Origin of the sequence: Bacillus sp. 105MF (assembly GCF_000374885.1) — a bacterium.
GTDB lineage: Bacteria > Bacillota > Bacilli > Bacillales > Bacillaceae_G > Bacillus_A > Bacillus_A pseudomycoides.
Map to the genome: position 1 here is coordinate 83,171 of NZ_KB895571.1, position 11,890 is coordinate 95,060.

Below are 11,890 nucleotides of genomic sequence, written 5' to 3' on the forward strand. Positions count from 1 at the left end.
CATATGAAAAAGCTTTCTAGGAAACTAGAAAGCTTTTTCTGTTTTAGATGTCTTTATGCGTCCAGTAAAAATTTGGAATATAAATCATGGAAGTAGCTAGGACGGAATAAGTTTGCGGCATGGCCGGCTAGTGGGATTTCTTTATATAAAACGTTTGGAAGAATGGATTTTAAATCAAATAAACAGGATTTATAGAGATGATCGTGTTCACCCATTACCCATAGAATAGGTTGTGATAGTTCTCGTAGTCGAGATTTTAAATCGAATTCTAGACGGTGTTTGAGCGATTCGACAATAATCGATGAATGCAATTGTAATCCAAACCGATAATAAATGTTTTTTGAAATAACCGCAAAAGGACTTGCTTTTAGTATACCACTTGGGAAAATTGTACTCGCATATTGATAAAGCCAAGTGGAATATTCATTTTCACGGTTGTCCCAAAACTTTCGAAAGACGTTATATAAAAGGGAGGGATTATTGTAATGACCTCCAATATGACAAAGACTTAATACTTTCTCTGGATATTTGTGAGCGAATATAGTGGCAATGTAACAGCCATAGCTTAGGGCACAAATATGAGCTTGCTGAATACCTTCTTTCTCATAGAGGTCTGATAATTGCTGTACTAATCGATCTAAAGAAAAGTCTATTGCTTGCCCTTTGTCTTCACCATGACCTAGTAAATCATACGTTATAATATTGTAAGAAGGAGAAAATCGTTTATATTCTTTTTTGAAGGCACGACGATTTCCGACTAATCCATGAATGAATATAATGGTCTTCTTTTCAGAATTCTTTTTTGCTTGCACGGTATACCCCTTTCGGTGAATGAAGATTAGTGAGATGCGTATGCTATGAAAATATATATTTTTATAGTTATATATGGGTAATCATTCTAAATTCTTTTTGCGTAGACTATAGAATGGTAATTTTTTTATTTTTTATTTCTTTATTAAGTACCAGGTAATAATATCAGATGGTTATATCTGTTGTAAAGATAAGATTTGATGTGTTTTATTACCAAATCAGTAGATTAATCGTTTGACTGTTTACATTCATATCGTATTCTAATTTTAGAAATAACCGTTTGGTTTGAAAGAAGGCAAGGTTCAAGCTTTAATTACACCAGTTATGTCATTTGTTTTAATGGCGTTACTTGTCATTATTGTAGGATATGGTGGAATGCGAGTTTCTAGTGGAGCATTAACAATTGGAGAACTTGTGGCATTTATTTTATATTTAATGCAAATTGTTATGCCAATGAGTCAACTTTCTATGTTCTTTACACAATTCCAAAAGGAAATTGGCGCAACGGAACGCATTAATACAATTTTAGAATATGAAGTGGAAAATCATATAGAAGGTAAAAATGTGACAAATGCTAAACAACCAATTTTGATTGAAAATGTGGATTTTGAATATAACGAGGAAGAGAAAGTACTACAAAATATTCAATTTACGATTGAATCAGGAAAAGTGACTGCAATTGTAGGTCCAAGTGGTAGTGGGAAAACGACATTGTTTTCTTTATTAGAACTTTTTTATAAAGCTGATTCATCACGAAATCGTGCACATGGAGGTAGTGGTTTAGGATTGGAAATTGTGAAGAAAGTGATTGATCTTCATAAGGGAGAGACCCGGATAGAGAGTGTAGTTGGAAAGGGAACGGAATTTATCGTTTTGATTCCTGGGAGTAAACATAGCACTTGAAAATAGAGAAGTGGGGGCAGAGGAAACTGTCTTTTACTTCTCTATTTGTTTAGTAAGAAATAAAAAAATTTTATAGGTTACCTAGAAGTAACCTACGCACATCAAAGTGCATAATTGCATTTAGGATGATATACATATAGAATTCATGGTATGAAAAAGCAACTTAGAATGATTGAGGAGTGTTATATTTGGCAGAATTATTACAAGGAAAAAATGCATTAATTACAGGAGCAGGAAGAGGAATTGGCCGTGCTGTGGCAATTGCTTTAGCAAAAGAAGGTGTGAACGTTGGTCTTTTAGCACGCTCAGAAGAAAACTTAAAAGCAGTTGCGAAGGAAGTAGAAGCAGAAGGTGTAAAAGCTGTTATTGCTACTGCTGATGTATCTTCATATGAAGAAGTTACTACTGCTATTGAAACATTAAAAAAAGGATTAGGTTCTATTGATATTTTAATTAATAATGCGGGTATTTCTAAGTTTGGCAAATTCTTAGAATTAGATGTTGCTGATTGGGAAAAGATCATCCAAGTAAACTTAATGGGTGTATATTACGCAACTCGCGCAGCGCTACCAAGCATGATTGAACAACAGTCTGGTGACATTATTAATATTTCATCAACAGCAGGACAAAAAGGTGCACCAGTAACAAGTGCATACAGTGCTTCTAAATTTGGTGTTCTTGGTTTAACAGAATCGTTAGCAATGGAAGTACGTAAACACAACATTCGTGTAACAGCTTTAACACCAAGTACTGTTGCAACTGATATGGCGGTAGAATTAGGATTAACAGATGGTAACCCTGAGAAAGTCATGCAAGCAGAAGATATCGCTGAGTTTATCGTAGCGCAGCTGAAATTAAATAAACGTACATTTATTAAATCTGCAGGACTTTGGTCTACTAATCCGTAAGAAGTTGTATATGAATAAAAAAGATTTGGTTTAAAGCCAAATCTTTTTTATTTATTTCTTTTTAATTCTGAATTTTATGAACTATAATGAGGGATGCAAGTTATTGAAGGATTATCCTATACAATTCGAAGGGAATGGTATTTACGTGAATAATATTGATAAATGGAAAGCTGTTGATCATTTTATTACGGATTTACTTATACCAACTGATTCTATTCTTGAAGAGGTACTTCAAGTAAATGCTGAAGCTAATTTGCCAGCACATGATGTTTCGCCAACTCAAGGGAAGTTCTTACAATTGCTCGTGCAAATTCAAGGTGCACGAAATATTTTAGAAATTGGTACTTTAGGTGGATATAGTACAATATGGCTTGCAAGGGCGTTGCCAACAGATGGTCGTCTTATCACGCTTGAAGCAAGTGAAAAGTATGCTGAAATTGCCCGTGCTAATATCAAACGAGCTAATTTGAGTGAAGTGGTTCATGTGCGTACTGGAATGGCAATAGATTCGTTGCAGCAAATGGCTACTGAAAACTGTGAGCCGTTTGATCTTATTTTCATTGATGCTGATAAACAAAACAACCCTGCATATTTTGAATGGGCTCTTAAACTTTCAAGGTGTGGTAGTTTAATTATTGGTGATAATGTAGTACGCGATGGTGAGGTGGTCAATGGTTTAAGTGAAGACGCTCGTGTACAGGGGATACGATGTTTTTATGAACGAATTGCTGCTGAACCGCGTGTTACTGCTACTGTGATCCAAACTGTAGGGAGTAAGGGGTATGATGGATTTGTAATTGCGCTTGTAACAGAAGGATGAGGTCTAGATGCCAATTATAGATCTACTAGACTAGGAGGTGGAAATAAAAAATGTTTGATATGTTATAACATGGATGGAAAACAGGGAACTCTTCTCGTGCTCCTCCAAAATGAATGCAGTACAATGCACTAATAAAATTTGGAGGTTATAAAAATATGAGAAGTGAAAAAGAAATGATGGGTTTAATATTAAATGCAGCAAGAGAAGATGAGCGTATTCGCGCAGTGATTATGAATGGTTCTCGTGTGAATCCGAATGTGAAGAGAGATTGTTTTCAAGATTACGATATTGTATATGTTGTGAAAGATATACAGTCATTCACATCTGATCACAGTTGGATAAATAGATTTGGAAAAATAATGATTGTACAAATGCCAGAAGAAAGCACTTTAGTTTCACCCGAAGAGGATGGAAGATTTCCTTATTTGATGCAGTTTATAGACGGGAATCGAATCGATTTGACTTTAGTTTCAGTAGAATTAATAGATGAAATTCTTGGTGGAGATAGTTTGAGTGTACTTCTTTTTGATAAAGATGGTGCTATTGAGCCATTTCCACCAGCAAATGATTCGGATTACTGTATAAAAAGGCCAACAGCAAAAGAATTTGCAGATTGCTGTAATGAGTTTTGGTGGTGTAGTACAAATGTAGCAAAAGGGTTGTGGAGAGAAGAACTTCCTTATGTAAAAAGAATGCTTGAAGGTCCTATTCGAAATATGCTGATGCAAATGCTAGAATGGCATATTGGGATAAAAACAAATTTTACAGTAAACGCCGGAAAGTTTGGGAAGTATTTTGAACAATATCTTGAGGATGATTTGTGGAAACAATATATAGAGACATTTTCAAATGCAGATTATGAGAATATTTGGAAGTCGTTCTTTGTAATGGGGGATTTATTTAGGGAAACTGCAATCGGAATTGCTAGCTATTTTAGTTTTGAATATCCACAAGGTGACGATGCTAGAGTAACAAGCTATCTAAAACATGTAAGATCTTTACCAAAAGATAGTCAAACAATTTATTAAGTATATGATAGATAGAAATAAGACCGTTCCAAAATGGGACGGTCTTATTTCTGTTCAGGAACATGAATTATCCTGACAAAATATGAATGAACTGCATATAAAATTTTAGGGAGGTTTTATTAATTATGTATTATTTTTATCCATCAGAGATACTAACTCCTTTTCAAGGGGTTTCAGAACGTAATACGCCTTTATATAATATGTATTCTTATTTGCCATACTCAAATGTATTTTATTATCAAAACTATTTGAGTGTAACGCCTGATTTGCTAAATGCTGGTTTGAAGAATGAGGTTCAAGGTGCAGAAGAAGATAGAGGCTCGTGGACACCTTTTTCTTGGGTTGAAAAATATGCTTATGCATTTTCTGGTCCATATAATAAAGCGGAAGTTGCCCTTACATTTGATGATGGGCCAGACTTTGTATTTACTCCGCAAATACTAGATAAGTTAAAAAATTATGGTGTGAAAGCTACTTTTTTTCTTCTTGGTGAAAATGCAGAAAGATATCCTGATGTAGTAAAACGAATTGCAAATGAGGGTCATACTGTTGGGAATCATACGTATAACCACCCAAATTTAGTTAAAGTAAGTGATGAAGAATATCGTAATCAAATTGTAAGAACGGAAGAGATATTGCGGAAGTTGATAGGGTATGCACCAAAGTTTATACGTCCGCCTTATGGTGAAATACGTGAAAAACAATTAGAGTGGGCGACAGAACAGAATTTTATGATCGTACAATGGAGTGTAGATACAGTTGATTGGAAAGGAGTAAGTGCAGAGCAGGTTACAAATACTGTGTTAGGGAATGCGTTTCCAGGAAGTGTTATACTCCAGCATTCTACACCGGGAGGACATTTGCAAGGATCTGTGGATGCGCTAGATCGAATCATTCCTGAACTGAAAGCGAAAGGGTCACGTTTCGTGACGCTTCCTAACATGTTTCATACGTCGAAACAGAGAAAGTAAATGACCGATAAGGTGGACCTATAAATATAAAATACTGTATTCAGCTTGTACATCATTTAAACAAGAGTGGTGTATTTTTGTTTTTGGAAAATATAGGTTTTTGGTTGGTTTTTGTTGTATAATAAAACTATAAACTGACAAATAAGTTTGAAAATATGTGTGTGGATGTGGAGGGAATAAGATGACATATGCGCTTGTAAATATAGGAATGAGCTTGTTAATCGGTATTATATTTATACTATCCGCACTCATATTGCAAAAAAATCCACCAATAGATATTAACGCAGTATACGGATATCGAACAAAGCGATCAATGAAAAATAAAGATTTGAGGGATGTTGGAAATCAATATAGCGCTGAAGTTATGAAACAAAATGGACTTTTAATGATTTTAATAGGAAGTTTAATCGGATTGCTATTTTGGTACCCACATACAATGATTGCTATTTTAATCCTTATGATAGTATTAATCATTCGTTTGTTTATACGGGTGGAGAAGAAATTAAAGGTACTGGAGAAACAATAAACTTTACTTGTGAAATTTTCAAGCTGTTCTATTAAGGAAGTACAAATAGTTTTGACCCCTGCACTATTTAAGTGGGGGTCAATTAAATTTTAGAAGTTATTGATTTTTAGCATATCTCGTCCTTTTTCTACGATAAATTCATAATATTCAAGCTCATATGGATAAATATCTTCAAATGTTATTGTAATAGATTTAGCGCTTTTGTTTAAAACTGGAATGCCTGTTGTAGATGAGATTTCTCCTTTTAAAAGCTGTAAAAAAGAAGTCGCATTTACTTTCATTACATCTTCAACTTCATCACCTGGAGCAAATGGAAGTGGTTTTATAACAGCATGAAAATACATATGACACATTTCACGGTCAATGAAATGCGGGATTGCATGGTTGATTTTAAAAATGCCTTTGTACTCTAAATCAGTAGCTTGAAAGGAAAGTCCTAATTCCTCTTTTACTTCACGAAGACCCCCTATTCGTACATCTTCATCATGCATAATATGTCCCGCTGATGTAATATCCCATTTCCCTGGGAAATCTTTCTTGTTTTTAGCACGTAATTGGAAGTGTAGAAAAATGTCTTCATTATCTTTTTCTACAAACCAACAATGGAATGTTTCGTGCCAATCACCGTCACGATGCACATCATCACGTAGTTTTTTTCCAATTTTGTTTCCTTCTGTATCAAATATCGTTAACCATTCTGCCATTGATATTCCCCTTTCTGCATAGTTTATTATACAATGAATGTATGTAATTTTGGGAAAATAACGATAATTAAGTAGGGAGTGTATATGGAATGGGACTAGGCGAGAAAAAAATAAATTCGCTCATTTCAACAGAAGAAGAATTACGTCTTATTTTAGGATATCCAAGTGAACGCGCGGTGAAAAAAGTGATCCCATCACTCGATTATCATTGTCGTGAATTTCTATCTAAGTCTCCTTTTCTAGTAATATCTACTTCAGATGAATTTGGTCATTGTGATGCATCACCAAGAGGGGATGCACCTGGATTTGTATATGTTTTAAATGAAAATCAAATTGTAATTCCAGAAAGACCGGGGAATCGGAGAGTGGATTCTATCCTTAATATTTTATCTAACTCACGGGTGGGACTTATCTTTTTTATTCCAGGGCTTGGAGAATCATTACGGATAAATGGGCGTGCAACTATCACAAAAGACGAAGAGATTTTAGAGAAAATGCAAGTAAGGGGTCGCAATCCACTTCTCGGAATCGTTGTAGAAATAGAAGAGTGTTTCATCCATTGTGCAAAAGCATTTATACGTTCTGAATTATGGAATCCAGATTCTTGGTTAGAAAAAGAAGCATTACCATCAGCAGCAAAAATGCTTGCTGATCATGCCAAAGTAAATGCAAATGAAGAAGAAGTCGCACGTTCTTTAGAAGAAAGTTATACAAAAAGATTATATTGAAAATATTCATAGTACATTGATTGATAAAATATATAAATATAATTAATGATTTAGGAATCTAAAGAGCATTCATTCTATTGGTAATCAGTATTTAAAATCAAAAGCATAATTGTTTTACTTGATATTTTTATCCCGCATTAACGGGCAGTAAGATCCCCACCTCAAAATTTGGAAAAGCAAAGAAGTTAGAAGGGGGATGAAGAAAACCCCCACTGATTAAAGTTTCACTTTATGTGAATTCCAATTTTAAAAAGGTAATTATGTAGGTTTAATCATTTTTTTAGTAGTTTAAATTATTATCTTGAAATAAGTTATAAAAGTGTAATTATCTTGTGGAAAATAAAAGGTATAATTTTTTTCTCAAAAACGGGCTTGATTTTTCGGATTTTCGTAATTATAATAATTTAACAAATAGACGTGAACGAAAAGTAACGATAAGGACATGAGATGATTTTTACGGTTTACAGAGAGGGAAGCCAAAGGCTGTGAGCTTCCTAACACGGGGAATTCTCTTACCACCTTTGAACTTCAATAGTGAATGAGTAATCTAGTAATTATTGACGGTCTCAGCCGTTATCTGATCTTGAGCAATCCGAGGTGAATGTATATTTGGATTCGAACAAGGGTGGAACCACGAAAACACATTCGTCCCTTTTATAGGGATGAGTGTGTTTTTTTATACAAAGTTAATATTCGAAAATTAAAAATATAAAAAATATTCCTTGTTTTTGTATGATATGTACGTATAATAATTTAACAAATAGATATGAACGAAAAGTAGTGATAAGGACATGAGATAATTTTTACGGTTTGCAGAGAGGGAGGCCAAAGGCTGTGAGCTTCCTAACACGAGAAATAATCTTACCACCTTTGAACTTCAATAGTGAACGAGTAATCTAGTAATTATTGACGGTTTCAGCCGTTATCTGATCTTGAGCAATCCGAAGCGAATGTATATTTGGATTGGAACAAGGGTGGAACCACGAAAACACATTCGTCCCTTTTATAGGGATGAGTGTGTTTTTTTTATAAAATGTATTACTGAATTGAAAGGAGGTGCAGTGGAGTGAAACGAGTGATCCGAACGAGAATCACCATTAACTGCGCAAATAGGAAGAAGATAATGGTCAAGTAGTTTAAAAAATAGGAGGAGATTAAAAAATGAGCAATGTAGTACATGTTGGAGTATTAGGACTTGGAACAGTAGGGAGCGGTGTCGTTCATATTTTGGAAGATCACAAGGAGAAAATAAGTCTTGATACAGGATATGAAGTAAAGGTAAAGGCAGTGGCAGTACGTGATGTGGAAAAAGAACGAGATGTTTCAATTGATGGAATCATGATAACAAATGATGCAGATGAAATTTTAGAAGATCCCAATATTGATATCGTAGTAGAGGTGATGGGTGGAATTCAAGAAGCAAAACAGGCTATTATAAGGGCGTTATGTAATAAGAAACATGTCGTAACTGCAAACAAAGATTTAATGGCTGTATACGGTAATGAATTGTTAAAATTAGCGAATGCAAATGGTTGTCAGTTGTATTATGAAGCAAGTGTAGCTGGAGGAATTCCAATTTTAAGAGGACTAGTAGACGGCTTAGCTTCTGATCATATTGAAAAGATTATGGGAATTGTAAATGGCACAACGAATTATATACTAACAAAAATGAGTCAAAATGGTTGGTCGTATGAACAGGCGCTTCAAGAAGCTCAAAAGCTAGGCTTTGCAGAATCAGATCCGTCAGCAGATGTAGATGGACTGGATGCTGCACGAAAGGTAGCTATTCTTGCAAACTTAGGATTTTCGATGAATGTTTCTTTAGATGATGTACATGTTCGAGGTATTCGAAATGTAGAAAAAAAAGATTTAGAAATGGCTGGGAAGCTAGGTTTTACTATGAAGCTAGTCGGGAAAGCGGAGAAGCAAGGTTCAGCTATTAATTTAAGCGTAGCACCTACTTTATTACCGAGTCAGCATCCATTATCCAGTGTGAATAACGAATTTAACGCTGTATATGTACACGGTCATGCGGTTGGTGAAGTTATGTTTTATGGGCCAGGGGCTGGAAAATTGCCAACAGGATCTGCTGTAGTAACTGATATTATTTCAATCGTTAAAAATATGAATCAAATAGTGAAAAGTCAAGGTGTGTTAAAAGAGTCAGTGCCTTATACACTAAAAGGGGATGGAGAAGTTGTCTCGAAATATTTTTTACGCATTTTATTACGTGATGAACCAGGGATGCTTCGAAAAATCACAGAATGTTTCGTCAATGAATCGATTAGCTTAGAAGAAATTGTGCAACTTCCATTAAATCAAGAGCTTGCGGAAATTGTGATTGTGACGCATCAAACTTCAAAGTACCAATTCGAAAAAGTTTTAACATTACTAGAGAATGTAGCAAATGAAATAAAAAGTTATTACGCTATTGAGGAGGAAAAACAATATGTATAAAGGATTATTAAAACAATATGCTTCATATTTACCAGTGAATGACAATACACCAGATGTAAGCTTGATGGAAGGGAATACACCACTCATTCCACTTCTGAATATTTCTAAAGAATTAGGGATTCATTTGTATGGAAAATATGAAGGTGCTAACCCTACAGGATCTTTTAAAGATAGAGGGATGGTGATGGCAGTTGCGAAAGCAAAAGAAGAAGGATCACAGGCAATTATTTGTGCATCAACAGGTAATACATCAGCAGCGGCAGCGGCATACGCTGCTCGTCTTGGGCTGAAGTGTATTATCGTTATACCAGAAGGGAAAATTGCTCATGGGAAATTAGCACAAGCTATTGCGTATGGAGCAGAGATTATTTCAATTGAAGGAAACTTTGATGACGCACTTCGAGCTGTACGTCAGATTGCAGATGAAGAACCAATTACATTAGTAAACTCTGTTAATCCATATCGAATTGAAGGACAAAAAACAGCTGCGTTTGAAATTTGTGATCAGTTGCAAAAAGCACCAGATGTCCTTGCTATTCCGGTTGGAAATGCAGGGAATATTACGGCATACTGGAAAGGTTTTTGTGAATATGAGAAAGAAAAGGGATTCAAGAAACCTAGAATTCACGGTTTTGAAGCCGAAGGAGCAGCTGCAATTGTAAAAGGTCATGTCATTGATTCACCAGAAACAATCGCAACTGCAATTCGTATTGGTAATCCAGCAAGCTGGTCCTATGCTGTAGAAGCAGCAGAGCAATCAAACGGTGAAATTGATATGGTATCAGACGAAGAAATCTTAAGTGCCTATCAGTTGCTAGCAAAAACAGAAGGAGTTTTTGCAGAACCAGGGTCAAGTGCTTCTCTAGCAGGTGTAATTAAACATGTTCAAGCAGGGAAAATCAAAAAGGGAGAGACAGTTGTTGCTGTATTAACAGGGAATGGTTTAAAAGATCCTGATATTGCTATTGCCTCTAATCACTTAGAGATTGCAAGTGTTTCAAACGATATGGAACAAATAAAAGAACATATTAAAGGAGTGATTGTTTCGTGATTCCATTTAAAGTTCGTGTTCCAGCTAGTACGGCAAATGTAGGTCCGGGTTTTGATTCTGTTGGAATAGCATTATCATTATATTTGGAAGTGGCTGTGAAGGAACAATCAGCTCATTGGCATGTTATACATTCATTCGATTCTTCTATCCCAAATGATGAGAGAAACTTAATTGTAAGTACAGCACTTAAAGTATGTCCTTCGTTATCTTCCTATATAATAGAAGTTACTAGTAATATTCCACTTACGCGAGGATTGGGGAGCAGCGCATCAGCCATTGTAGCAGGAATAGAACTTGCCAATGAACTTGGAGAATTACATTTAACAACAGATGAGAAAGTTCATCTTGCTACAAGTTTTGAGGGACACCCTGATAATGTAGCTGCTTCTATTTTAGGAGGTACTGTTATTGGCGCGATGGATGGGAATCATGTATCTGTTGTTAGAATAGAGAGTAAAGAATTAGGTGTAATCTCTCTTATTCCTGATGAAGAATTAAATACAAATAAAAGTCGTTCTGTATTGCCAGAAACATTTCAATTTCATGATGCTGTTCGTGCAAGTGCAGTCAGCAATGTTTTAGTAGCAGCGTTATGCCAAAAGAAGTGGGAAATTGTTGGTGAAATGATGGAAAGAGATCAATTTCATGAACCATATCGTTCACAGCTTGTTCCATTTTTACCCGCAGTTCGGATGTATGCGAAAAAGTTTGGAGCATATGGGACAGCACTTAGTGGGGCTGGTCCATCTCTTTTTATATTGACTCCATATGAAAAACGCGAGGAAGTTGCTGAACAATTAGCAAAAGTGTTTCCGGCGATGCAAGTTTGTGAGCTGGAAATTGATCATGAAGGAACAGTTGTGAAAAGGGAACAAAGTGCTGGTAGAACAGAAGAGAAGTATAGTATATAGATAAGGGATTAAAGAAGCGAAGTCTCTTATATAATAGACATAAAGGAGTCGAACTCTTTTCTTGTTTTAGGTT

The 11,890-nt window shown here is 35.3% G+C and carries 11 protein-coding genes, 1 pseudogene and 2 other annotated features; of the genes and pseudogenes, 10 read left to right on the forward strand and 2 right to left on the reverse strand.

Translation table 11 applies throughout. The features are described 5' to 3' along the window. Positions 1-53 precede the first annotated feature (53 nt). The gene (locus C564_RS0111480) at positions 54-812 is read right to left on the reverse strand and encodes an alpha/beta fold hydrolase (RefSeq protein ID WP_003196982.1); all 759 of its coding nucleotides are present in this window, start codon (positions 810-812) and stop codon (positions 54-56) included. Positions 813-1,089: 277 nt separating this feature from the next. On the opposite strand from C564_RS0111480, the pseudogene C564_RS38040 reads away from it, so the two are divergent. The 6 genes and pseudogenes from C564_RS38040 to C564_RS0111510 all read left to right on the forward strand — a co-directional run. Beyond that, positions 1,090-1,713, forward strand: a pseudogene (locus C564_RS38040) (ATP-binding protein); the annotation flags it as partial. Between the two features lie 188 nt (positions 1,714-1,901). After that, positions 1,902-2,621 (forward strand): 3-ketoacyl-ACP reductase, encoded by a 720-nt coding sequence (locus C564_RS0111490; RefSeq protein ID WP_016114516.1) that lies wholly within the window; start codon positions 1,902-1,904, stop codon positions 2,619-2,621. A gap of 145 nt (positions 2,622-2,766) precedes the next feature. Further along, positions 2,767-3,441: an O-methyltransferase gene (locus C564_RS0111495; RefSeq protein ID WP_026008540.1), complete on the forward strand. Its 675-nt coding sequence runs from the start codon at positions 2,767-2,769 to the stop codon at positions 3,439-3,441. A gap of 155 nt (positions 3,442-3,596) precedes the next feature. Continuing rightward, positions 3,597-4,469, forward strand: a complete 873-nt coding sequence (locus C564_RS0111500; protein ID WP_018765431.1) for an aminoglycoside 6-adenylyltransferase — start codon at positions 3,597-3,599, stop codon at positions 4,467-4,469. 125 nt (positions 4,470-4,594) lie between these two features. Further along, complete coding sequence (locus C564_RS0111505; RefSeq protein ID WP_018765432.1) at positions 4,595-5,440, forward strand: peptidoglycan-N-acetylglucosamine deacetylase; 846 nt, start codon at positions 4,595-4,597, stop codon at positions 5,438-5,440. 181 nt (positions 5,441-5,621) lie between these two features. After that, positions 5,622-5,966 carry an SdpI family protein gene (locus tag C564_RS0111510; RefSeq protein WP_018765433.1) on the forward strand — a complete coding sequence of 115 codons (345 nt, stop codon included), beginning with the start codon at positions 5,622-5,624 and terminating at the stop codon, positions 5,964-5,966. A gap of 89 nt (positions 5,967-6,055) precedes the next feature. Here the strand turns inward: C564_RS0111510 and C564_RS0111515 are convergent, their stop codons facing one another. Next, positions 6,056-6,670: an NUDIX hydrolase gene (locus tag C564_RS0111515; protein WP_018765434.1), complete on the reverse strand. Its 615-nt coding sequence runs from the start codon at positions 6,668-6,670 to the stop codon at positions 6,056-6,058. Between the two features lie 89 nt (positions 6,671-6,759). Between C564_RS0111515 and C564_RS0111520 the strand changes: the two genes are divergently transcribed. The 4 genes from C564_RS0111520 to thrB all read left to right on the forward strand — a co-directional run bounded on the left by C564_RS0111520 (position 6,760) and on the right by thrB (position 11,817). After that, positions 6,760-7,398 carry a pyridoxamine 5'-phosphate oxidase family protein gene (locus tag C564_RS0111520; protein WP_018765435.1) on the forward strand — a complete coding sequence of 213 codons (639 nt, stop codon included), beginning with the start codon at positions 6,760-6,762 and terminating at the stop codon, positions 7,396-7,398. A gap of 422 nt (positions 7,399-7,820) precedes the next feature. After that, positions 7,821-8,054 (forward strand) — a binding site (T-box leader). A 115-nt stretch (positions 8,055-8,169) separates the two neighbouring features. Beyond that, positions 8,170-8,403: a binding site (T-box leader), on the forward strand. 156 nt (positions 8,404-8,559) lie between these two features. After that, on the forward strand, positions 8,560-9,855 hold the full coding sequence (locus C564_RS0111525; protein WP_018765436.1) for a homoserine dehydrogenase: 1,296 nt from the start codon (positions 8,560-8,562) through the stop codon (positions 9,853-9,855). Further along, the gene (gene thrC, locus C564_RS0111530; RefSeq protein ID WP_016114538.1) at positions 9,848-10,906 is read left to right on the forward strand and encodes a threonine synthase; all 1,059 of its coding nucleotides are present in this window, start codon (positions 9,848-9,850) and stop codon (positions 10,904-10,906) included. The genes C564_RS0111525 and thrC overlap by 8 nt, the downstream gene beginning before the upstream one ends. Further along, positions 10,903-11,817, forward strand: coding sequence for a homoserine kinase (gene thrB / locus C564_RS0111535; RefSeq protein WP_016114539.1), 915 nt, complete (start codon positions 10,903-10,905; stop codon positions 11,815-11,817). Before thrC ends, thrB begins: the two co-directional genes overlap by 4 nt. Positions 11,818-11,890: the final 73 nt, after the last annotated feature.